The sequence below is a fragment of the Neorhizobium sp. R1-B genome, assembly GCF_004368875.1.
GTDB classification, from domain to species: domain Bacteria; phylum Pseudomonadota; class Alphaproteobacteria; order Rhizobiales; family Rhizobiaceae; genus Neorhizobium; species Neorhizobium huautlense.
Genome location: NZ_SOEM01000013.1, coordinates 44203 through 65696, shown reverse-complemented (window position 1 = coordinate 65696; position 21494 = coordinate 44203). Strand labels below are relative to the sequence as shown.

At 60.1% G+C, this 21494-nt stretch carries 20 protein-coding genes; 9 read left to right on the top strand and 11 right to left on the bottom strand.

What is annotated here, in order from left to right; genetic code table 11:
- Positions 1-5 precede the first annotated feature (5 nt).
- The 4 genes from EDE05_RS17870 to EDE05_RS17855 all read right to left on the bottom strand — a co-directional run bounded on the left by EDE05_RS17870 (position 6) and on the right by EDE05_RS17855 (position 4990).
- A complete protein-coding gene (locus EDE05_RS17870; RefSeq protein ID WP_112796600.1) occupies positions 6-2024 on the bottom strand; it encodes a VWA domain-containing protein in 2019 nt (672 codons plus the stop codon).
- Between the two features lie 2 nt (positions 2025-2026).
- On the bottom strand, positions 2027-2554 hold the full coding sequence (locus EDE05_RS17865; RefSeq protein ID WP_112796598.1) for an RNA polymerase sigma factor: 528 nt from the start codon (positions 2552-2554) through the stop codon (positions 2027-2029).
- Between the two features lie 82 nt (positions 2555-2636).
- The gene (locus EDE05_RS17860) at positions 2637-3314 is read right to left on the bottom strand and encodes a 4Fe-4S dicluster domain-containing protein (protein WP_112796594.1); all 678 of its coding nucleotides are present in this window, start codon (positions 3312-3314) and stop codon (positions 2637-2639) included.
- Between the two features lie 101 nt (positions 3315-3415).
- Entirely contained in the window at positions 3416-4990 is a 1575-nt protein-coding gene (locus EDE05_RS17855; protein ID WP_105373534.1) for a trimethylamine methyltransferase family protein, read from the bottom strand.
- Positions 4991-5241: 251 nt separating this feature from the next.
- Between EDE05_RS17855 and EDE05_RS17850 the strand changes: the two genes are divergently transcribed.
- Complete coding sequence (locus tag EDE05_RS17850; protein ID WP_105373478.1) at positions 5242-5943, top strand: B12-binding domain-containing protein; 702 nt, start codon at positions 5242-5244, stop codon at positions 5941-5943.
- A gap of 32 nt (positions 5944-5975) precedes the next feature.
- Here the strand turns inward: EDE05_RS17850 and EDE05_RS17845 are convergent, their stop codons facing one another.
- A complete protein-coding gene (locus tag EDE05_RS17845) occupies positions 5976-6089 on the bottom strand; it encodes an entericidin (protein WP_245422967.1) in 114 nt (37 codons plus the stop codon).
- Between the two features lie 59 nt (positions 6090-6148).
- Between EDE05_RS17845 and EDE05_RS17840 the strand changes: the two genes are divergently transcribed.
- The 5 genes from EDE05_RS17840 to EDE05_RS17820 all read left to right on the top strand — a co-directional run bounded on the left by EDE05_RS17840 (position 6149) and on the right by EDE05_RS17820 (position 11097).
- Positions 6149-6790: a DUF1638 domain-containing protein gene (locus tag EDE05_RS17840; protein ID WP_162712210.1), complete on the top strand. Its 642-nt coding sequence runs from the start codon at positions 6149-6151 to the stop codon at positions 6788-6790.
- Between the two features lie 54 nt (positions 6791-6844).
- A complete protein-coding gene (locus EDE05_RS17835; protein ID WP_112796591.1) occupies positions 6845-7621 on the top strand; it encodes a formyl transferase in 777 nt (258 codons plus the stop codon).
- Positions 7622-7710: 89 nt separating this feature from the next.
- A complete protein-coding gene (locus EDE05_RS17830) occupies positions 7711-8013 on the top strand; it encodes a virulence factor (RefSeq protein ID WP_112796589.1) in 303 nt (100 codons plus the stop codon).
- A 53-nt stretch (positions 8014-8066) separates the two neighbouring features.
- Positions 8067-9029: a methyltetrahydrofolate cobalamin methyltransferase gene (locus EDE05_RS17825; protein ID WP_105373482.1), complete on the top strand. Its 963-nt coding sequence runs from the start codon at positions 8067-8069 to the stop codon at positions 9027-9029.
- Positions 9030-9060: 31 nt separating this feature from the next.
- Positions 9061-11097 carry an ASKHA domain-containing protein gene (locus EDE05_RS17820; protein ID WP_112796586.1) on the top strand — a complete coding sequence of 679 codons (2037 nt, stop codon included), beginning with the start codon at positions 9061-9063 and terminating at the stop codon, positions 11095-11097.
- A 74-nt stretch (positions 11098-11171) separates the two neighbouring features.
- Here the strand turns inward: EDE05_RS17820 and EDE05_RS17815 are convergent, their stop codons facing one another.
- Complete coding sequence (locus EDE05_RS17815) at positions 11172-12068, bottom strand: LysR family transcriptional regulator (RefSeq protein ID WP_105373536.1); 897 nt, start codon at positions 12066-12068, stop codon at positions 11172-11174.
- Positions 12069-12279: 211 nt separating this feature from the next.
- Between EDE05_RS17815 and EDE05_RS17810 the strand changes: the two genes are divergently transcribed.
- Together EDE05_RS17810 and EDE05_RS17805 are read left to right on the top strand one after the other, a co-directional pair.
- The gene (locus EDE05_RS17810; protein WP_105373484.1) at positions 12280-12486 is read left to right on the top strand and encodes a hypothetical protein; all 207 of its coding nucleotides are present in this window, start codon (positions 12280-12282) and stop codon (positions 12484-12486) included.
- 226 nt (positions 12487-12712) lie between these two features.
- Entirely contained in the window at positions 12713-13741 is a 1029-nt protein-coding gene (locus EDE05_RS17805) for a GlxA family transcriptional regulator (RefSeq protein ID WP_105373537.1), read from the top strand.
- A gap of 107 nt (positions 13742-13848) precedes the next feature.
- Here EDE05_RS17805 and EDE05_RS17800 read toward each other — a convergent pair whose 3' ends face one another.
- The 3 genes from EDE05_RS17800 to EDE05_RS17790 all read right to left on the bottom strand — a co-directional run bounded on the left by EDE05_RS17800 (position 13849) and on the right by EDE05_RS17790 (position 19996).
- Positions 13849-14700, bottom strand: coding sequence for a response regulator (locus EDE05_RS17800; RefSeq protein ID WP_105373485.1), 852 nt, complete (start codon positions 14698-14700; stop codon positions 13849-13851).
- A 157-nt stretch (positions 14701-14857) separates the two neighbouring features.
- Complete coding sequence (locus EDE05_RS17795; protein WP_105373486.1) at positions 14858-17371, bottom strand: FAD-dependent oxidoreductase; 2514 nt, start codon at positions 17369-17371, stop codon at positions 14858-14860.
- 150 nt (positions 17372-17521) lie between these two features.
- Positions 17522-19996, bottom strand: coding sequence for a DUF3772 domain-containing protein (locus EDE05_RS17790; protein ID WP_245505202.1), 2475 nt, complete (start codon positions 19994-19996; stop codon positions 17522-17524).
- A 167-nt stretch (positions 19997-20163) separates the two neighbouring features.
- Here EDE05_RS17790 and EDE05_RS17785 point away from each other — a divergent pair, with 167 nt between their 5' ends.
- Positions 20164-20418 (top strand): GlsB/YeaQ/YmgE family stress response membrane protein, encoded by a 255-nt coding sequence (locus EDE05_RS17785; RefSeq protein ID WP_105373487.1) that lies wholly within the window; start codon positions 20164-20166, stop codon positions 20416-20418.
- Positions 20419-20427: 9 nt separating this feature from the next.
- On the opposite strand, the gene EDE05_RS17780 is transcribed toward EDE05_RS17785, so the two are convergent.
- Both EDE05_RS17780 and EDE05_RS17775 read right to left on the bottom strand, forming a co-directional pair.
- Positions 20428-20985, bottom strand: coding sequence for a DUF924 family protein (locus EDE05_RS17780; protein WP_112796582.1), 558 nt, complete (start codon positions 20983-20985; stop codon positions 20428-20430).
- Positions 20986-20994: 9 nt separating this feature from the next.
- Complete coding sequence (locus EDE05_RS17775; protein ID WP_112796580.1) at positions 20995-21486, bottom strand: heme-degrading domain-containing protein; 492 nt, start codon at positions 21484-21486, stop codon at positions 20995-20997.
- Between the last annotated feature and the right edge of the window lie 8 nt (positions 21487-21494).

The following is a 21494-nucleotide window of genomic DNA, read 5'->3' as shown; positions in this document are numbered from 1 at the left end:
TCCGCCTAACGGCGGTCGAGCGTCTCGGCCAGTCTCACAAGATCAAGAAAACCGCCGCGATATCCGAACGGGTCGTCGCCACGCGCGTCGCGCGCCATCTTCAGGATTTCGTCGTAGGAGTAAGCCTCCAGGGTATCCGTGCCACGCAGCTTCTGGCCGAAAGCCGAAACCGCAGTGGCGAACCGCACCTCCTGCGGCGCGGCCGCAAAGTCGCGAATTGCGTTCACGTCCGTCACCGGTGTGGTGATGAGCTTGCTCAGGTCGCCCTCCGGCTCCTTGTAGCGGATCTTTACGAAAGCAAGCTCATCCGACACCGGAGCCTGGGTTGACGCCGCCGCAGGCGCTTCATATCGCAGCGGATCGTTGAGGGTCGAGGCGCTGCCTTTGGGCGTAATTTCGTAAATCGCTGTGACGGAATGTCCGGAACCGATGTCGCCCGCGTCCACCCGGTCATTGTTGAAGTCCTCACGCTTCAGCGCGCGGGTTTCATAGCCGATCAGCCTATATTCCGCGATCCTTTCGGGATTGAACTCGACCTGGATCTTGACGTCCTTTGCGATCGGAAAAAGACTCGCCCCGGCCTCCTCCACTAGCGCCTTCTGCGCTTCCGCCAATGTATCTATATAGGCTGCGGTGCCATTACCGTTCTGGGCAAGCGTCTGCATCAGGCTGTCGTTGAGATTGCCATGACCGAAGCCGAGCACGGAAAGGAAAATGCCATCCTTGCGGCGCCGTTCAATCAGCCGCTTCAACGCCTCGTCACTCGATACGCCGACATTGAAGTCGCCGTCGGTCGCAAGCATCACCCGGTTGACGCCCCCTTGGATAAAGCTCTGGCGCGCGAGGCGATAGGCGGATTCGATGCCCTCCGCACCGGCGGTCGAGCCGCCCGGCTGGAGGTTGTCGATGGCGGCAAGGATCTTGTCCCGCTCGCGGGCCGAAGTCGGCTCCAGCACTGTTCCGGCATTGCCGGCATAGGTGACGATCGACACCTTGTCTTCCGGCTTCAGCCTGCCGACCAGCAGCCGGAAGGCACTTTTGAGCAGCGGCAGCTTGTCCGGCGCGTTCATCGAGCCGGAAACGTCGATCAGGAAGACGAGATTGGCGGGCGGCGCAGCAGCTGGAGCATTCTCATAACCCTTGATCGCCACCTGCATCAGCTGCGTGCCGGTATTCCAAGGCGTAGGCGTGACGGTCACGGTGGCCCGGAATGCTTCCCCCGCCGTTTGCGGCCGCGGCCAGTCATAGGGGAAATAGTTGATCATCTCCTCGACGCGCACGCTGTCCGGCTCGGGCAGATGTCCATCCATCAAGGACCGGCGGACAAAAGCATAGGAGGCGGTATCGACGTCGACGGAAAAGGTCGAGACCGGATCGGTCGCAACGCTTTTTACGGGATTGGGATCCGCATTGGCGAAACGGTCACGCCCTTGCTCCAGCGGCGGCAGCAGTTCTCGCTCTGCGGGCGCAAACCGGGGTGCGGCGGCGAGCGGCGCAGCACCCTCGGCCATCATCGGTTGGGCTGGGGCGGGCATGGGCGGCGAGAGGGCCGCGGGAGGCTCCGCCATGCGCTCTGCCGCTCCGCCGGAGGGGCCAGCCTCATAGTCCAACGGCTTCGACGCAGGTAGCGGGCTTGCGGCCTCCTCCTCCCGTTGACGCTTAGCCTCGACGGGCTTCACAGGGGCCTTCGGCACATCAGCCATCTCGGGCAGAGCCACCTGCCCGGATGTCGGCAGGTTGCCGCGTGTGATTTCGAAAGTGAGAAAGGCAGCCGCGGGAATAATGAGCAGCGTCGCAAGCGCCGAGCCTGCCAGATAACGATGCTGAGTGGTCATGTTGGTGCTCCAGATCCGGTTGAGGATGGAGCTTTGACGCTGCCGCCAGGATTTTCCTTGGGCGCGGTTTGCGTTTTTTTCTTCGGCGCCGAATGCCTGCATGGCGGCAGCGAGCGCACGGGCGCGTTTCTCGGATGATGCAGTCGGAGCCGGGGGCAGAGTACCGAGCTTTTCGAATTCGTCCGTCATGGTCAAACCGCCTCCTTCTTCAGAAGGTCCTTCAATCGTTTTCGCGCCTCGTGCAGGTGCCAGGAAACAGTGTTTTCGCTGCAGTCCAGAACCTCTGCCGCCGCGGCGTGGCTGAGCCCCTCGCTATGGACGAGCAGGACCGCGTCTCTTTGTTTCTCGGGCAAAAGCCGCACTGCTGCCCACAGCCACTCGCCCCGCCCGTCGTTCTCCGGCTCGAGCTGCTGGAAGAAGATCGGGTCATTGGCGAGCCGGCCCTCGTCACGCCGACGGCGCAACGACTGCCGTTGATGGTCACGCACCACGTTCAGTGTCAGCGCATAGAGCCAGGTGCAAAAGGCGGACTGGCCCTTGAAGGACCGGATGGAGCGGCCGAGCCGGATACAGGCTTCCTGGGCAATGTCCTCGGCATCAACCTGCGTCCCGCACCAGCGCCACGCGACGGAATGGATGAAATCGTAATGGGTTTCGATAAGCACGCCGAAGGCATCCCTGTCGCCGTCACACGCCCTTTGAAGGATTTCCGCGCTCACGATTCCCGCCCGATTGCCGCCGTTTCCAGCTTAGACGTTTCCCGATGCAATTCCTTGGGGTGGCTCGCAAAAAATGTTCGGCTCAGCCCATCAGCGCCTGCATATGAAACTTCAACTGCTCCGGCAGATAGCGGAATTCTGTGCCGACCGGGCAGGCATTGCGGGCGAGACAGCCTGAGACGACGCAGGTCTTCTCACCGGGTTCGCTGCCGAGATAAGAACGACAGGTCACAACATCGAATCCGGACCGGTTGACCACCCCAGCGGGACAAGCCGTGAGGCAAGGTTTTTTGATGCAGCTATCACAAGGAGGGCCTGCGGCTTTCGCGGAGGCCTCGATCTCGAACGGAAAACCCAACGCTCCGCGATAGCCGTGCCAAAGGCCAAACTGCGGGTGGATGAGAAGGCCGAGTGGCGACGGCTTCAGGCCTTCCGCCCGCATGGCCCATTGCTGAAATGGCTGCCAGGGCGGATCGGATGGGAAATAGGCGGTCGCTCCGAGCTTTTCGGCGAGCGGCCGGATCACCCTTTTCGACCAGGTATCGAGCGGGTCGACGCCGTTATAGCCTCGGAGCCAACTCCTGAACGATGGCCAGATGGAACCGCCGGCATTGCCGAGCAGAACGACGGCGAGCGCGTGATTGCCATTAGTCAGAAGCGGCCCCTCGCCCCGCTCGAAATTCGCGACGCCGCGGACCAAGATGCCATGCAGGCCGAGCACAGCGACAATCGAGCCTGGAATGGCCAAAGGGTCGCTCATCGCGGCCCCTGATATTTGTAGTGCGGGCGCCAGACCCCTTCCTGGATGAAGTCGGCGACCAGCCTGGCGCCGCCTTGCTCCCTGGCGGCCTCGGGCTCTCTTCAGGTGAATGCGTCGGGCATGGAATCCTTGCGATCTTTGATGAAGGCGAGCAGCGCCTCGTCGATTGCCGGATCGAGCGGCGGCGCCTCATAGGAGTCGAGCCATGCACGGCAGAGCGCATTGGCGCGCTGCTCGATGCGCTTCTCGCCTTCGATTTCCCACTGTTCGAAGGAGTTGTTGTCCATCAGAGCCGAGCGGTAGAAAGCCGTCTGGAAATGCGCCTGGGTGTGGGCGCAGCCGAGATAGTGGCTGCCGGGCCCGACTTCCCGGATCGCGGAAAGCGCCTGCCCTTCCTCCGACAGATCGACGCCCTGTGCCATTTTCTGCATCATGCCGAGCTGGTCCTGGTCGATCATGAACTTTTCATAGGACGACACCAGACCACCTTCCAGCCAGCCGGCGGCATGCAGAACGAAATTCGTGCCGGCGAGCAGCGTGGTGTTCAGCGTATTGGCCGATTCGTGTGCGGCTTGGGCATCGGGCACCTTCGAGCCGCAAAGCGACCCTCCGGTGCGGAACGGCAAACCAAGACGGCGGGCAAGCTGCGCCGCGCCGTAGGATACCAGCGAGGGCTCCGGCGTCCCGAAGGTCGGAGCGCCCGACTGCATCGAGATGGAGGCTGCGAAAGTGCCGAACAGCACCGGCGAACCCTTGCGGATGAGCTGAGTCATCGACGCACCAGCAAGCACTTCCGCCAGGATCTGAGCCAGCGTGCCTGCGACAGTCACCGGGCTCATCGCGCCTGACAGGATGAAGGGCGATACGACGGATGCCTGGTTATGGCGCGCATAGACCTTGAGAGCACCGAGCATGGTGCCATCGAAGACCATTGGCGAATTGGCGTTGATGAGGTTCAGCGTCACGCAATTGTTCTCGACGAAATCGTCACCGAAGACGATCTTCGCCATGGCGATTGTGTCTTCGGCCCGCTCCGGCGCGGTGACAGAACCCATGAACGGCTTGTCCGAGTACTTGATATGGCTGTAGACCATATCCAGATGGCGCTTGTTGACCGGCACGTCGACCGGTTCGCAGACGGTGCCTCCGGAAGAATGCATGGACGGCGCCATATAGGCGAGCTTCACGAAATTGCGGAAATCCTCGATCGTCGCATAGCGGCGCTTGCCATCGAGGTCACGCACGAACGGAGGACCGTAGACCGGCGCAAAAACGGTCGCGTTGCCGCCGATCTGGACGTTGTGCTCCGGATTGCGCGCGTGCCAGGTGAACTCCCTAGGCGCAGTCTTCAGAAGTTCGCGGCATAGACCTTTCGGGAAATGCACCCGATGGCCCTGCACGTCGGCGCCGGCTTTTTTCCAAAGATCCAGAGCTTCGTCATCGTCGCGAAATTCAATGCCGATTTCTTCAAGGATAGTATCGGCATTGCGCTCGATGATTTGCAGGCCCTCCTCGTCCAGCACCTCATAGACGTTGATCTTGCGGGTGATGTAAGGAAGCGACGGACCGGGACCGCTGCCCGTACGCGCGGCGCGGCGCCCTGCCGCTCCCCGTTCGCCACGCCCGCGTCGTCCTGCGCCGCCTGCCGGTTCCGTCTGCTGGGTCAAGTCGTCCATGATGTTCCTCGCCTTGCGCCATCGTTTGCGCCTGTCCTTCTGATGCGCCATGCTAAGCTGCGGCGCAAGCCGAACCCTGCCTTTCTGCGGCACCGGTTTGTGCAGGACAGACATTTGCGACGACCGCTTCGTCGTTTTTCCGACGCGCCGCTGTCGCATACGAAAGAAATTGCGAAACAATTTGAAGGTACAGATAGTCGACGACGTGAGCGTCTGATTTGCAGGCCCCTCGAACCCTAGGGAAGTATTCCATGTCTGACGATGAAATCATCCTTTCGGAACTTTCCGACGAAGAACTCGTGCAACAGATGCACGACGACCTCTACGACGGGCTCAAGGAAGAAATCGAAGAGGCCACCAACATCTTGCTGGAGCGCGGCTGGACGCCCTACGATGTCCTGACCCAGGCGCTTGTCGAGGGCATGCGGATCGTCGGCATCGACTTCCGGGACGGCATCCTCTTTGTGCCCGAGGTGCTGCTGTCGGCCAATGCCATGAAGGCAGGCATGACCATCCTGCGTCCGCTGCTGGTGGAAACCGGCGCGCCGAAGCTCGGCAAGATGGTCATCGGTACCGTGAAGGGCGATATTCACGACATCGGCAAGAACCTCGTCGGGATGATGATGGAAGGCGCCGGTTTCGACGTGGTCGATCTCGGCATCAACAACCCGGTTGAGAACTACCTGGAAGCAATCGAACGGGAAAAGCCGGACATTCTCGGGATGTCCGCGCTGCTGACCACCACCATGCCCTATATGAAAGTCGTCATCGACACCATGAAGGAAAAGGGCATCAGGGACGACTATGTCGTGCTGGTGGGCGGCGCGCCTCTCAACGAGGAATTCGGCAAGGCGGTGGGCGCCGACGCCTATTGCCGCGATGCGGCAGTCGCCGTCGAGACCGCGAAGGACTTCATCCGCCGCAAGCATAACAGCCTCGCCGCCGGCAGCTGATGCCGCTCACGGCGAGGTTGCCGGAATAGACATCAGCGGGCAGCGCGATCAACCTTGCGGCCGGCATCCTGAGTAGCGTCGACGGCATTCGCCGTGTCCTGACCCATGCCGCGAATGGTATTGCCACAGGAGGAGAGCGAAACCATTGTCGCAAAAAGTGCGGCGATCACCGTGACTGTCTTGGCCGTCATGATAGAATACTCCGATGGATATGGATCAAATTGTTCCGGGAAGCGAACTTCCGCCGAAGGAACGTGCAAACTGTGAAAAAGTTCACGTGATCGCCTGCGGCGCCATCGCACGGGAGATTCTCGCCGTCTGCAGGCAGGCCGGCCTTCATCATATCGACCTCCATTGCCTGCCCGCGATTTGGCACGCCTATCCGCAGAAAATCGTTCCCGGATTGGAACAAGCCGTCGCGGAGGCCCGCGCAAGAGGTTTTGAGAAGATCTTTTTCGCCTATGCGGATTGCGGCACGGGCGGCGATATCGACAGGCTTTGCCAGCGCGAAAACATTGCCCGCATCGAAGGCCCCCACTGTTACTCGTTTTTCGCCGGAAACGAGGCGTTTGCGGCCAGGGCGGACGACGACCTGCTTTCCTTCTTCCTCACAGACTTTCTCGCGCGCCAATTCGAGGCTTTCGTCATCGAGCCGCTCGGCCTCGACAGGCATCCGCAGCTGAAGGAAATGTATTTCGGCAACTACCGCAAGCTCGTCTACCTCTCCCAAGAGGAGGACGAAACCCTGCAGGAAAAAGCAAGGGCGGCGGCCGATTACTTGGGTCTCCAATATGAATACCGCTACACCGGTTATGGCGACCTCACGCAGGCGTTACACCTAGCTTAATCGTTTCTTTCTGCTTGTCGGGAAAACTGCGCTCCACACATATCGGAGTTGCATATGCAGGAACAGAACCGTTCCCGAATCGTGGTGATGACCGCGGGGGGAACAAACCCGCAGGTGATGATCAACGCACTGGCCAGGCATTTTCCGGACCTGCATGTCGTTCAGGAAGAACCAGAATCCAAGAGCACGTTGCTGCGGCGCCGTGCCAAGCGGTTCGGCTGGTTCACCGCGCTTGGGCAGCTTGCGACCATGGTCGCATCACGACTCGGGAAGAGCGTTGCTGCCAAGCGCATGGAAGAGATCATCCGCGAGTACGGGCTTGCTGCCGAACCCAACCCAGCCATCCCGGTCACGCATGTGCCATCACTCAACGATCCGGTATGTCTCGCCACGGTGACAGCCTTGGAACCCGCGGCAGTCTTCACCATCTCCTGCCGTATCCTGTCGCCCGCGACGCTCGCCGCCGTCTCCTGCCCGGTCATCAACTTCCATGCCGGCATCAACCCCATGTATCGCGGCCAGATGGGCGGTTACTGGTCCCTGGTCGAGCGGGACGAGGGGAACTTTGGTGCGACGGTGCACCTCGTCGACAACGGGATCGATACCGGCGGCACGCTTTATGAAAAGCGCCTCAAACCGTCGCCGCGCGACAGCCTTGCGACATATCCGCTGCTGATGACGGCCGCCTGCGTCGACATCAGCGTACAAGCACTGGAGGACGTCATCACGGGAACGTTGAAGCCCCGTCAGCCTCAAGGCCCCTCCTTCTTGCGGTTCCCTCCACCGATCTGGACCTGGCTCTATCACGGCCTTACGAAGCGCATCTGGTAGCCGCGTCGCTTTTTGCTCTGTGCGACGTCGTGGCAAGCGCAGTCTTGGCCGGCGCACCCGTGCATGCTGCCCTCAACACGGAGGAATTCATGGCCGACCGCATCATCGTCTACTGGCGGGATATTCCGGCGCAGGTGATCGTCAAGAAGGGTAGGCAAACCGCCAAGCGGGAGCTGTCGCTGCGCTTTACCGAGGCGATCGACATGTGCGCCATGCGGACGGGCGCATCGGAGACGGATGACTACCTTGCCGAGTGGCGAAAGGCGGAGCCCTTTCCCGTATCGGACGATCTCGAAGCCGAAGCGGACAAGGCCGCCGCCGATCTGGAGGCCGCTTACGACAAGGACAGGCTTGTCACCCTGGTGAAGGCCGGCGGGCGCGAAGCGGCCTGACACTCAAGCACTGACATCAATCGGCGCCCAAGACCATGCGCCTGGAGGAACATATGACACGTACCATCGTCGCGTCCGCAACCCGGGAAATCGTGATCGGCTTCGACCAGCCCTTCTGCGTGATCGGCGAACGCATCAACCCGACCGGACGCAAGAAACTGGCGGCCGAGATGATCGAAGGCAACTTCGACACGGTCATCAAGGACGCATTGGAGCAAGTCGCAGCCGGCGCCACGATGCTCGACGTCAACGCCGGTGTGACGGCGGTCAACCCGAACGAGACCGAGCCGCCGCTTCTCGTCCGGACGATGGAGATCGTCCAGGGCCTGGTGGATGTCCCGCTTTCGATCGACAGTTCCGTAACCGCCGCGATCGAGGCGGCGCTGAAGGTGGCAAAGGGCCGTCCGCTCGTCAATTCAGTAACGGGCGAGGAGGAGAAGCTGGAGGCCATCCTGCCGCTCTGCAAGAAATACGACGTGCCGGTGGTGGCGATCTCAAACGACGAGACCGGCATCTCCATGGATCCGGATGTGCGCTTTGCCGTGGCCAAGAAGATCGTCGAACGCGCGGCGGACTACGGCATCAAGGCGCATGACATTGTTGTCGATCCGCTCGTGATGCCGATCGGAGCTTTGGGTTCGGCCGGATTGCAGGTTTTCGCGCTCCTCAGACGCCTGCGTGAGGAGCTGAAGGTCAATACGACCTGCGGGCTTTCCAACATCTCCTTCGGACTGCCGCACCGCCACGGCATCAATGCCGGTTTCATCCCTATGGTGATCGGCGCCGGCATGACCTCCGCCATCATGAACCCCTGCCGGCCGCAGGAAATGGAAGCCGTCCGCGCCGCCAACGTTTTGAACGGCACCGATCAGAACTGCGGCAACTGGATCATGACTTATCGAGACTACAAGCCAGCTGAGGCCGGAGCTGCCGCGACCGCTGCCCCGGCATCGGCGGCTGGGGGGCGTCGCGGCGGTCGCGCCGCCCGGGCTGGCGCCGCCGCCAGAATGGAGTAGAACGCGCCTTCAAACGCGCGAGCCTAAGAGAATGAACGATACCTCGAACCACCCCCTCGTCCTTTTCATGCCGTCCGGCAAACGCGGCCGTTTCCCGGTGGGGACGCCCGTGCTCGAGGCTGCGCGCCAGCTCGGCGTTTATGTGGAGAGCGTCTGCGGCGGGCGGGCGACATGCGGCCGCTGTCAGGTATCGGTGCAGGAAGGCCATTTCGCCAAACACGGCATCAGGTCCTCCGAGGACCACCTCTCGCCGATCGGGCCTAAGGAAGAGCGCTACGACCGCGTACGTAGCTTGCCGGAAGGACGCCGGCTTTCCTGCTCCGCCCAGATTCTGGGCGATCTCGTCATCGACGTGCCGCAGGATACGGTCATCAACGCGCAGGTGGTCCGCAAGGCCGCCGACGAGCGTGTGTTCGACCGCAATCCGGCAGTTCGCATGTGTTACGTCGAAGTCGAAGAGCCGGATATGGAAAAGCCGCTCGGCGATCTCGATCGGCTCAAGGCAGCACTCTCCGCCGAATGGCATGTCGACGATCTCGATGTCGATTTTCACCTGATTCCCCAAGTTCAAGCGATCCTGCGCAAGGGAGAGTGGAAGGCGACGGCCGCAATTCACAAGGACCGCGACGACGACCGTCCGCGCCTGATCGCCCTTTATCCCGGCCTGAAGAACGAAGCCTACGGCATCGCCTGCGACATAGGCTCGACGACCATCGCCATGCATCTTTCCTCGCTGCTGTCAGGACGGACGGTCGCTTCCGCCGGTACGTCCAATCCGCAGATCCGCTTCGGTGAGGATTTGATGAGCCGCGTCTCCTACATCATGATGAACCCCGACGGCCTGGACGCAATGACGGCTGCCGTGCGTGACGCGCTGAACGGGCTGATCGACAAGGTATGCGCAGATGGTGGCGTGTCGCGCGAGGATATTCTCGATTGCGTCTTCGTCGGCAACCCGATCATGCACCACCTTTTCCTCGGTATCGACCCCACCGAGCTCGGGGGGGCGCCTTTTGCACTTGCCGTCTCTGGCGCAGTTCAGGTGAAGGCGAGCGAGATCGGCTTGCCGATGAACAAGGGTACGCGGACCTACGTGCTGCCCTGCATCGCCGGCCATGTGGGTGCCGATGCCGCCGCTGCGACGCTATCGGAAGGTCCGCACCGGCAGAACGAAATGATGCTGATGGTCGATATCGGCACCAATGCCGAAATCGTGCTCGGCAATTCTTCCCGCGTTGTCGCCGCCTCCTCTCCCACCGGCCCCGCCTTCGAGGGCGCCGAGATTTCATCGGGCCAGCGTGCCGCGCCCGGAGCGATCGAGCGCGTCCGCATCAATCCCGTAACGCTGGAGCCGCGCTTCCGCGTGATCGGCGCCGAGCAATGGTCCGACGAGCCGGGTTTTGCCGAAGCGGTCGCAGCCACCGGCGTGACCGGCATCTGCGGTTCGGGCATTATTGAAGTGGTCGCGGAAATGTTTCTCTCCGGCATAATCTCCGAGGACGGCGTCGTGGACGGGTCATTGAGCTCGCGATCGTCGCGTATTCTGCAGAACAGGCGCACCTACTCCTATCTGCTGCACGAGGGGGAACCTCGGATCACCGTCACGCAGAACGATGTGCGCGCCATCCAGCTCGCCAAGGCGGCTCTTTATGCCGGCGTGAAGCTATTGATGGACAAGCAGGGCATTGCCCATGTCGACCGCATCGGCCTCGCAGGCGCCTTCGGCACGTTCATCGATCCCAAATATGCAATGGTGCTGGGCCTTATTCCGGATTGCGATCTGTCCAGGGTAAAAGCGGTCGGCAACGCAGCAGGCACAGGTGCCCGCATGTGCCTGTTGAACCGCAGTTATCGACGTGAGATTGAGGAAACCGTCAGGAAGATCGAAAAGATCGAGACGGCTCTGGAGACAAAGTTTCAGGACCACTTCGTCGCCGCCATGGCGCTGCCGAACAAAGTGGACGACTTCCCTCAGTTGAGCTCTGTCGTGACCCTGCCGGAGCGGAGGATGTCGGAAGCCGCCACGGGTGGTGATGGCGGCGGCCGCCGCAGACGGCGGCGGGATTAAAGACCAACCGGTGAGGCAATCGATCCGAGGATCGGTTGCCTGTCCAATGGAGAGCCGCCCGCCACGGGCAATTTCTACGCCGCGGCGGCGACCATCGCGCCAAACGCCTCGCGGATGCTCTCCGCGACGGCCTTGCCAGGGATCGACAATTGCGGCGCGGTAAGAAGCCGTATGTCGAAGCTGATCAGCTCCGGCAACCCCTCCTTGGGTCCGAGCACCTGCATGTCGTCCGTGACGTAGGACCGCGGGAAAGGTGCGACGGCAAGGTCGGAGAGCACCGCTGCCCGTTGCGCCATCGTGTGGGCGCTGGCATAGGCGATCCGGTAGCTTCGCTTATGTCTCTCAAGCTGTGTGATTGCATCCTGCCGCCACACGCAACCGTCCTCCCACACGGAGATGGGCAGCGGATCGCGCAGATAGGCCGTACCGCATTTTGCCCCCGCCCAGACGAGCTTTTCAGTATAGAGCACCTCACCGCCGGTCGGAAAAGGCCGTGTCGCGCAATTGATGAGCGCGAGATCAAGCCGCTGTTCGTCCATGCGTTTGCGAAGAAGAATACTCTGATCCACCGTGACGTCGACCATGATGCCCGGAAAGCTCTCGCCGAAATCCTTGAGCACCTTCGGCAGGAGCCTCTCGCCGACATCATCGGGAGCGCCGAGCCGTACAACCCCTGAAAGTTCGGGCATGACGAAGCGCGAAACCGCTTCATTGGAAAGCGCCAGCATGCGTCGTGCATAGGAAAGCAGCATTTCGCCGTGCTGGGTCAGCGTTACCGAACGCGCATCACGCAGGAAAAGCGTCGTCTTCAACTGCTCTTCCAGCTTCTTGATCTGCATGGAAACGGCGGATGGCGTTCGCAGCACTGCATCCGCGGCGGTCGAGAAATTGCCGGTCTCCGCGATCGCGACGAATGTACGCAAAACATCATTGTCGAGCACCGGGAGCGGCGGACGGAACGGGACGGTCATGAGATGCTCCATCAAAAAATCTGAACTTAAACACCATATCATTTCGTTTGATTGAATGTCAAACCCGGAGCATAGTCCACACCATCGGAAGCAAGCGTCAATTCCCAACAGAATTTCATGAGACGCATCACATGCATCCGATTGATTGATGGATCGGCGACGCTCATTATCCCAGTCAAGCACCGCCTGCAATGACCCAAGGAGAACTGCTATGACTATGATCACCTATCAGGAGAGCGACGGCTCCCGGTTTCGGCCGTCATCGTTCGTCTCGTTCGTCCGCCCTGCCCTGCGTCTCACCGTAAGACTTCGGGATGAGTGGCAGCGTCGCAAGACGGAGAAGATGCTGGAAGGCCTTCCCGCAGAAATCCGCAAAGACATCGGATGGCCGACGACCAATGCCGCACCGCGTAGATAACTCCCCGGACACATGGCCTGCATGTTAAAAGGATGCGGGCCATGTGATATCGTGTGTTCCGTGGATGCGAATTTTTAGATATGTCGAAAGCTGCGACACCCCGATGTCGCAAAAATTTTATTCCCTCGTCGTCAAAAGCCCTTCTCCCCTCCATTTTTCCATGCCAATGTCGCTTTTGAATTAGAGGCAGGCCGCGATGTACGGCCACGGCAAGGGGAATGATCGCATGGACATATCCAGCAAATACCCGGCGAAGAAGCGTTCCCTCGTCTTCTTTCTGGTGCCGAACTTCACCATGCTGCCTTTCGCGGCAGCAGTCGAGACCCTGAGAATCGCCAACCGGATGCTGGGTTATCCCGCCTACACCTGGCGTCTCTGTTCCGCCGACGGTGAAAAGGTGCAGTCCTCGAGCGGCATAGAACTCGAGGTCAACTCATCGCTTGCCGATGAGCGGCGCTACCTTTCCGGTGAAAACCGGCCGAACATGGTCATTGTCTGCTCCGGCGTCTATGTCGAAGAATTCCAGAACAAGTCCGTGAATGCCTGGCTGCGGGAGACTTACAATCGCGGCATTGCGGTCGGCAGCCTTTGCACCGGCGCCCATGTTCTTGCTCAGGCCGGACTGCTGAACGGCAAGCGCTGCGCCATCCACTGGGAAAACCTGCCCGGTTTTGCCGAAGCCTTTCCGCAGGCGGAGGTTTACGCCGACCTCTACGAAGTCGACTCCAACCTCTATACCTGCGCAGGCGGCACGGCGTCGCTGGACATGATGCTGAACCTGATCGGCCAGGATTTCGGCGAAAATCTCGTCAACCGGGTCTGCGAGCAGCAATTGACCGATCGGGTGCGCAATCCGCACGACCGTCAGCGCCTGCCATTGCGGGCCCGCCTGGGCGTCCAGAACGCCAAGGTGTTATCGATCATCGAACTGATGGAAAACAATCTCTCGGAACCACTGTCGCTCGTGGAAATCGCAGAGGACGCCGGATTGTCCCGACGGCAGATCGAACGGCTGTTCCGCCAGGAAATGGGCCGTTCTCCCGCACGCTACTATTTGGAAATCCGCCTCGACCGGGCCCGGCATCTGCTCGTTCAGTCATCGATGCCGGTCGTTGAGGTGGCCGTCGCCTGCGGCTTCGTTTCAGCGTCGCATTTCTCCAAATGCTACCGCGAGGTCTACAATCGCTCGCCGCAACAGGAACGGGCTGAGCGCAAGCTCAACATGAACACTTCCCGCACCGGCGTCGTGGTCTGAACCCGAAAAACGGATCAGCCCCGAATGGTGCTGCCTTTCATAACTACGCCGGGCCTCCTTTTGGGAGGCGCCGGCGCAGAAGCTGGCACATTGGCCGTCTTGGGGCTTCAGGCGACGCTTTTGACGGCCGCCGTCTCCTTCAGCTTTGCCTGCATCGAACGTATCTGAACCAGCGTGTCCAGGTTCTGGTTGACGCGGCAGTAGAACTCCTCGTCGATGAAGGGGCGCAGCATGAAATCATTGCCGCCTGCCTTCAAAAAGCGAGCGGACAACAGCCGGTTCGAGGAGGACGAGACCCCGATGATTCGCAACTCATGTGACCCGCGCACCGAACGTATCCGACGCGTCAGTTCGAAACCGTCGATATCAGGCATGTTGTAGTCCGTTACCAACAGACCGATGTCAGGGTTCTTCTTGAGAATTTCCAGTGCCTTGGCGCCGTTTTCTGCGAGGCTGACACGAAAATTGTAGCGCTTGAGGCGGCTGGAAAGCAACGCTCGCGCTGTGGGACTGTCATCGACGATCAGCACATGATGGCGGTGATTGGTGAGGAAGCGGCAGACCGATTCAGCCAGCATTTCCACGGCGAAGACATTGTCCTTGAGGATATAGTCGACGATGTCCTTGGACAGCAGCTTGTCCCTCGTGTCTTCATGGAATGTCCCGGTGAAGACGATCGTCGGGATCGAGAGGTCGATCAGATATTCCAGCGCCTCCCCGTTCTCCGCACCCGGCAGATTTATATTGGAGATCGCCAGCGTGACCGGCTCGCCGGATTGATCATAGGCAAGCTGCAATTCTTCGAAATTGCGGCAAATTTCGACCTCAATGCCAAACAGCTCCTTGAGCCGCGTGCCGATCATCGAAGTAAAGACATTGGAATCCTCCGCAACCAGGATGCGGGAATTTGCCAGTGACTGGCCGGAATACTGCATCCCGGAAATGCCGAGGAATGTCATAAAGCCCCTTATCAGTAAGTACTGTCCCCTCTTGGAACACTCTTACTGTCAACGGTTTGCAGAACCGTTAATCCCGGCAACCAGGACCGCTTCAAAATGGAACGGGCGACTTAAGAGCCGCCCGCCAACGTCAAGAAAGCTGTTTCAGCCCGTTGTTTCAGGCGCGGAGCGCTGCATTGTCCGCGTCGAACGGACTTTCCGGCACCACGCTCGCGTTATACAACGTGCCCAAGATCTTGATCTTGAGCTTGGTTCCGGTCTCGGCATAACCGGGTTTTACCATGGCAAGAGCCAGCGACTTGCCGATTCGCCAGCCATAGGCACCATTGGTGGCACGGCCGATCAGCTCGCCCGCCTCGTTGTAGATCGCCTCGGAACCGCGCGCATCCACATCGTTGGCGCCCTCCACTGCCAGGGTGCAGAAATTCCACTTGAGCCCCTTTTCCTTGTAGGAGAGCAGCCCTTCCTTGCCGAGGAACTCCTTGTCGGTCTTGATGAAGCGGTCGAGGCCGGATTCGTAGGCATTGTATTCGATCGACATTTCGCGCGGAATGAGCCGGTAGGACTTCTCGACCGACATGGCGAGCATGGCGCGAATGCCGAACGGCTTGATTCCGAACTCGGCGCCAGCCTCCATCAGCTTGTCGAAAATATAGTTCTGCATCTCGATAGGATGGTGCAATTCCCACCCGAGTTCGCCGACGAAGTTGACGCGCAGAGCGTGGGCGGAGGCGATGCCGATGGCGATCTCCTTGCCGGAAAGCCAAGGAAAATCCTTGTTCTCCAGGCTCGTCCTGGTGAGCTTCTTCAAGACAGAGCGGGATTTCGGACCGGCGAGTACCAGCACGCCGAGCTTCTGGGTAATCTGCTGCAGCCGGACGGAACCATCTGTTGGCGCAAGCTTACGTAAGTAGTCGTGGTCATGAGCCTCATAAGCGCCGGCGGAAACGAGATAGAAGCGGCCCGGCGCCCATTCGTAGACGGTGAACTCGGAACGAACCCCGCCACCCTTTGTCAACAGATGGCAAAGGGCGATCCGTCCCTGCTTCTTCGGTATTGCGTTGGCGAAAATCGATTCGAGCCATGCGCGTGCACCTGGGCCGGAAACCTCCATCTTCGCAAAGGCCGACATATCCAGTACGCCGACATTCTCGTGGACGTTCTTCACCTCGTTGCCGACATGCTCGAAATAGTTCGAACGGCGGAACGACCATTTTTCAACAATCCGGCCGTCTTCCAGGGCGGGCGCATGGTTGTGGCCGGTGATGACCTCGGCACCAACGCCAAGCTCATCCTTCGGCACTTCGTAGCCCTCAGGCGCAAACCAGTTGGCGCGTTCCCAGCCGTAGACGGAGCCGAAAACCGCACCGAGATTCTTCAGCCGGTCATAAACGGGCGTCGTCTTCAAAGGACGGGCGGCTGAGCGTTCCTCATCCGGATAATGCATCGTGAAAACATTGGCATAGGCCTCTTCGTTCTTCTCGATAAGATAGCCTTCCGTAGCGTAAGGTCCGAAGCGACGAGGATCGACGCCCATCATATCCACGGTCGGTTCACCGTCGACAATCCACTCTGCCAGCTGCCAGCCGGCACCGCCTGCCGCGGTGATGCCGAAGGAGTGCCCCTCATTGAGCCAGAAGTTTTTCAGCCCGGGAGCCGGTCCGACGATCGGGGAGCCGTCCGGGGTGTAGGCGATCGCGCCGTTATAGACTTTCTTGATACCGACGTCTCCGAAGGCGGGCACCCGCGTGATCGCCGTTTCGATATAGGGCATCAGCCGGTCGAGATCCTCCTGGAAGAGTTCGTATTCGCTCTCGTCCGACGGGCCGTCGACGTAACAGACGGGCGCGCCGACTTCGTAGGGGCCGAGCAGCAGGCCTCCATTCTCTTCCCGCATGTACCAGGAGGAGTCTGATTCGCGCAGGACCCCCATTTCAGGCAGGCCCTTCGCCTTGCGTTCCTGAATTGCCGGATGCGGCTCGGTGACGATATACTGGTGCTCGACCGGAATGACCGGAATGTTGATGCCGACCATCTCCCCGGTCTTGCGGGCAAAGTTGCCGGTGCATGAAATGAGATGCTCGGCGGTGATCTCGCCCTTGTCGGTCGTCACCTTCCACAAGCCGTCGGGTTGCTGCGAAATTGCAGTGACGGTGGTGTTCCGGTAGATGGTAGCCCCCCGATCTCGCGCGCCTTTGGCGAGCGCCTGGGTAAGATCGGCAGGCTGGATATAACCGTCGTCTGGATGCTGGATGGCTCCGAGAATTCCGTCGGTTTCGCAAAGCGGCCAGATTTCCTTCACCTGCTCCGGGGTCAGGATATTCACTTTGACCCCGATGGTTTCCGCGATGCCGGCATAATACATATACTCTTCCCAGCGGTCCTTGGTGCGGGCAAGGCGAATGTTGCTGACATTCGAAAAACCGACATTCATGCCGGTTTCGTTCTGAAGCTCCTGATAGAAGCGCACCGAATATTTATGGAGCTGGCCAACCGAATAGGACAGGTTGAAGAGCGGCAGAAGACCGGCAGCATGCCATGTCGACCCGGAGGTCAATTCCTTGCGCTCGATGAGGACGGAATCGCTCCAGCCCTTTTTGGCCAGATGGTAGAGCGTTGAAACGCCGACCACGCCGCCGCCGATCACCACCGCCCGTGCATGTGTCTTCATGGAATGAACCCCTCTTCGGCCTCGAGTGACCGTCTGTCAATCTGCTGGGACTATGCAATTCCGGCCGGTCGGCCAAACGCCTGATTACGACATGCCTGCATCCAGCTCGCGACCCGATACGACATTCCATCATCCGAAGACGGAAGGCGGTCAGGCGCCGCCCCGGCCATCGGCTTCGTCCGGCAGGATGGGCTTGCCGCGATGAAAGACGATCTCCTGCTGCGGGAATGGAATAGCGATCCCTTCGTCCCGGAACCGCTTCAGGATTGCGATCCTGAGATTGTTCCGAATGCGAAGTCCCTCGCCCATATCGGCGAGGTGGAAGCGCAGCTCGAAGTTCAGCGACGACGGGCCGAAGCTCAGGAATTCCACATGCGGTTCGGGATTGCGCAGAACCTCGGGAATCTGATCGACGAGCTCCAGCAGAATATCCATCACCTTCTGCGGTTCGGTGTCGTAGCTTACCGAGACCGGTACTTCCGAGCGGCCGATCTTGTTGCGGTGGGTCCAGTTGCCCACAGGCGAATTGATGAGATCGGAGTTCGGCACGATGATCGACTGCTTGCGGAAGGTCTCGATCTCGGTCGCGCGTACCGAGATGCGCTTGACGATCCCTTCCGTGGCGCCCGTTATCACGTGATCGCCAACCTTGAAGGGGCGTTCCACCAGCAGGATCAGGCCGGACACAAAGTTGGACACGATGTTCTGCAAACCGAAACCGATACCGACCGAGAGTGCGGAGGCGACCAGCGCAAAGCTCGACAGGTTGATGCCCGCTGCCGAAACGCCCACGATGACCGCAAGGCCGATGCCCAGATAACCGATGCCGGTCTTGACCGAATTGCGCACGCCGAGGTCGACTTGGCTTCGCGCCAACACATTCCCGTCTATCCACTTCTGCACCCAGCGGGTGACAACGTATCCAACGCCGAAGAGGAGGATGCCGCCCAGGATGCCGATGATCGAGATGGAAATATTGCCGATGCGGATCTCCGTAAAGAAGCCGTAGATCCAGGCTTCGATATCGGCGATCTGGAAACCCCAGGTGAGCAGGATCAGCGGTATGCCGAACAACAGCGCGAAAGCGTAAATGCCGAGACCCGCCACAAGCCCGGCCTGGTCGAGCGCCACCTCGTTGAAATTGAACCGATCCGCGAGCCTTCTGCCCGCGGCCGTATCGGTAAACGCGCCCTGCTTGGAAATTGCCTTGCCCGACAACAGACCGACGTAGATCAGCACGATCACCGCGCCGGTGAGGACGATCTGGGTCGAAGCGAAGCGGGCAAGCCCCACATAGCCCGTCAATACCGCGAGAATGAGCAGGCCACCCATCACTCTCAGCAGCAGTGGGAAAAAGCGCGGCCATGCGTGGCCATGTCCGTCTGGCTCCTCGCCTTCGACGAGCCGTGGCTTGATGAAGGAGATGGCAATCAAAATGAGGCCGATGATGAGGGAAGCCAGCAGGCTTTTTACGATTGTCAGGACAAGCGGCGAACTCAACGCCTCGCTGATCGCGCCGAGCAGATAATCCAGTCCGTTGACGACCGCCATTACAAGGATCGCCCATGTCAGAAGGCGCGCTCCCCGATTGGTAAGGCGCACCAGCCGCCATTCCGGTTCACCGGGAGCCATGACGCCGTAGGTAAGCTTCCATACGAAATAGACAAACCACACGAAGCCAAAGAAAGTCGCGACGATCGGCGAGATATCGGCCCTTAAAACATTGAACCCGTCGAGGAAAACAAAGGAAGCTGCGAGAAAGGCCGCAAGCGACATCGTCTGGATGACTGTCGACCAGAAGGCAACCGAAAGACGACGGATGTAGGATGGCGTCTCGTGGTTCTCTCGGCGGATGAACCGGCCGAAAAGCCTGTAGCCCCCGCGCAGAAACAGAAGGCCCGCGGCAAGCGACAAAGCCATTGCGCCGAGGAGCTGCAGCTTCTTGAACTTCCAGATAAAACCGATCCAGCTTCCGAAAGTGGAGCCGAAGTTGCGGACCTCCGCCACAAAGGCGTTCCCGGCATCGGCGAAAAGCTCTGCGGAGAGTTCCGTATGGCGAAACAGGGTCTGAGTGAAAAGCGTGCGGCGAAGATTGGTGATCGTATTGGCAAGCTGAGTAGCGCTGTTCGACAGGTTGCCGGCATCGTCAACGATGATGTTCAACTGCGAACGTTCGTTGAGAAGGCGACTGCGTTCTTCGGCGACCGCAGGCACCTCAGGCGGCTGCCCGCTGGCCGGCGGCTCCCCAAGGCTGGCAAGGCGCCCCTGGATCTGTTCCACGCGCGTTTTCATCGCGTCGGAGGCGGCGCGCATTTCCTTGACGATCTCCTCGGCTTGAAGCCTGAGCTCCGCCAAACGGGCATCGTCATGGGATTCATCCTGAATCCGTGTGCGGAAACCATTGAGCTGCTGACGAATGGCGTCCAGCTTGCTCTTCATGTCTTCGTTGATCGAATCGACCGTCACGTCGGTTTTGGCTGGCGGCTGCGATTGCTGCTGCGCCTGCGCCAACACATTTGCCGGCACACCGACAAGCGCGGCGCTCGTTGCGATCAGAAAAGCTGCGAAAAACACGCGGGCCACGCGCGAAGAAGTTGAACGGCCGGTCTTGAAGGGTCGTGCCAAGGGTCTGCTCTTTATCTCTCTCGATCGGATTCGCGGGCGAAAATAGAGGCACTTCAAGGCGAAGAAAAGGAAGCTTGCGCGGCTCTCTCAAGAATTGGGACAAACGCAGGGAACCCGGGAACATTTTTCGCGTTACCTTCCGCCACAACCAACAGGAGGGTAGGCTTATGGAAGGTGATGCAGGGATCGGCTGGATTGCGGCAATTATTATCGGCGGCATTGCCGGATGGCTCGCCGAGCAGTTCATGAAGAGCAATATGGGCGTCCTCATGAACATTCTTCTCGGCATTGTTGGCGCCATCATCGCCAACGCCATTCTCAGCGTCTTCGGCGTCGTGCTCGGCGGCTGGATCGGCTATCTCATCGCAGGCTTTATCGGGGCCTGCATCCTGATCGCTGTCGGTCGCATGATACGCCGCTAGCGCCTGATATCAGAAGCCGGCGCCGGGTTTCGACAGATATTCGAGCTCGGCGGCGGTGGATTCCCGCCCCAAAAACGCGTTTCGGTGCGGAAACCGTCCGAATTGCCTGATCACCGCCCGGTGACGTTCCGCGTAGTCGAGATATTCGGCATCTCCCAGCAGCGCAAAAAGCTCCACCGATCGATCCTGCTCGGCGAGATTTTCCGAATGTTCGAACGGCAGGTAGAAAAAGCCGCGCTGCTCCGGCGGTACAGCGAGATCGGCGCCAGCTTCAATTGCAAGCTTCGCTTCCCTCAGCGCTAGCCAATCGGTGGCGAATGCCAGCGGCGTGCCACGATAAAGATTGCGTGGGAACTGGTCGAGCACGATGACGGCTGCCAGACGATCTTGAGGAGAGCCACGCCAAACATCGAGCTCACCGCGGGCAAGCGACAGATGCGTCGGCGCAAAATGCCTCCGCATCGCCTCGTCCAACGCCTCGTTTTTCTCGAACCAGTCCTTGCGATTGAGCTCCTTGAACCAAAAGGAAAACACCTCGTCAGGGGTCTTGATATCGGTCTTGGCCATGGGCGTTCCTCAATCGAGCCGGCAAGTGGAGATATCTGTGCCGAGCAGGCGCGAGAGGGCCTCCACGACCAAATTGTGATCTTCCCGCTGCGGCAGACCCGACACCGTTACGGCGCCGATACAGCCGACGCCGGTGACCGCAATCGGAAAGCTGCCCCCATGAGCCGCGTAATCGGCGGACGACAGACCGAAACGGGATTCGAGCGTCGCATCCTGCTGCGCGAGTTTTCGACCGATCAGGTAGCTCGACTGAAAAAACCGCAGGACAATGTTGCGCTTGCGCCGCACCCAGCTTTCGTTGTCTGGCGACGAGCCGGTAAGAGCCGCGTAAAAGGCCGGCATGGAATGCAGCCGCACGTCGATCGCCACGCCAAGACTTCTTTCGGTTGCCATATGACGGAGCAAGGATCCCAGATCCCAGGCGGTACCGAGGTCGAACCGATCGAAGACGAGGGACCTCTCCTGCTCGGTGATCCTGGCGATATCCTCCTCGATGGCCATGCCTGTTC

Coding starts and splice junctions, on each gene's coding strand:
- EDE05_RS17795 (WP_105373486.1), bottom strand. CDS start 17,371: ATGAAGACACATGCACGGGCGGTGGTGATCGGCGGCGGCGTGGTCGGC.
- EDE05_RS17830 (WP_112796589.1), top strand. CDS start 7,711: ATGGCCGACCGCATCATCGTCTACTGGCGGGATATTCCGGCGCAGGTG.
- EDE05_RS17780 (WP_112796582.1), bottom strand. CDS start 20,985: ATGGCCAAGACCGATATCAAGACCCCTGACGAGGTGTTTTCCTTTTGG.
- EDE05_RS17820 (WP_112796586.1), top strand. CDS start 9,061: ATGAACGATACCTCGAACCACCCCCTCGTCCTTTTCATGCCGTCCGGC.
- EDE05_RS17775 (WP_112796580.1), bottom strand. CDS start 21,486: ATGGCCATCGAGGAGGATATCGCCAGGATCACCGAGCAGGAGAGGTCC.
- EDE05_RS17845 (WP_245422967.1), bottom strand. CDS start 6,089: ATGGTTTCGCTCTCCTCCTGTGGCAATACCATTCGCGGCATGGGTCAG.
- EDE05_RS17800 (WP_105373485.1), bottom strand. CDS start 14,700: ATGACATTCCTCGGCATTTCCGGGATGCAGTATTCCGGCCAGTCACTG.
- EDE05_RS17805 (WP_105373537.1), top strand. CDS start 12,713: ATGGACATATCCAGCAAATACCCGGCGAAGAAGCGTTCCCTCGTCTTC.
- EDE05_RS17850 (WP_105373478.1), top strand. CDS start 5,242: ATGTCTGACGATGAAATCATCCTTTCGGAACTTTCCGACGAAGAACTC.
- EDE05_RS17815 (WP_105373536.1), bottom strand. CDS start 12,068: ATGACCGTCCCGTTCCGTCCGCCGCTCCCGGTGCTCGACAATGATGTT.
- EDE05_RS17840 (WP_162712210.1), top strand. CDS start 6,149: ATGGATATGGATCAAATTGTTCCGGGAAGCGAACTTCCGCCGAAGGAA.
- EDE05_RS17810 (WP_105373484.1), top strand. CDS start 12,280: ATGACTATGATCACCTATCAGGAGAGCGACGGCTCCCGGTTTCGGCCG.
- EDE05_RS17855 (WP_105373534.1), bottom strand. CDS start 4,990: ATGGACGACTTGACCCAGCAGACGGAACCGGCAGGCGGCGCAGGACGA.
- EDE05_RS17870 (WP_112796600.1), bottom strand. CDS start 2,024: ATGACGGACGAATTCGAAAAGCTCGGTACTCTGCCCCCGGCTCCGACT.
- EDE05_RS17825 (WP_105373482.1), top strand. CDS start 8,067: ATGACACGTACCATCGTCGCGTCCGCAACCCGGGAAATCGTGATCGGC.
- EDE05_RS17860 (WP_112796594.1), bottom strand. CDS start 3,314: ATGAGCGACCCTTTGGCCATTCCAGGCTCGATTGTCGCTGTGCTCGGC.
- EDE05_RS17785 (WP_105373487.1), top strand. CDS start 20,164: ATGGAAGGTGATGCAGGGATCGGCTGGATTGCGGCAATTATTATCGGC.
- EDE05_RS17835 (WP_112796591.1), top strand. CDS start 6,845: ATGCAGGAACAGAACCGTTCCCGAATCGTGGTGATGACCGCGGGGGGA.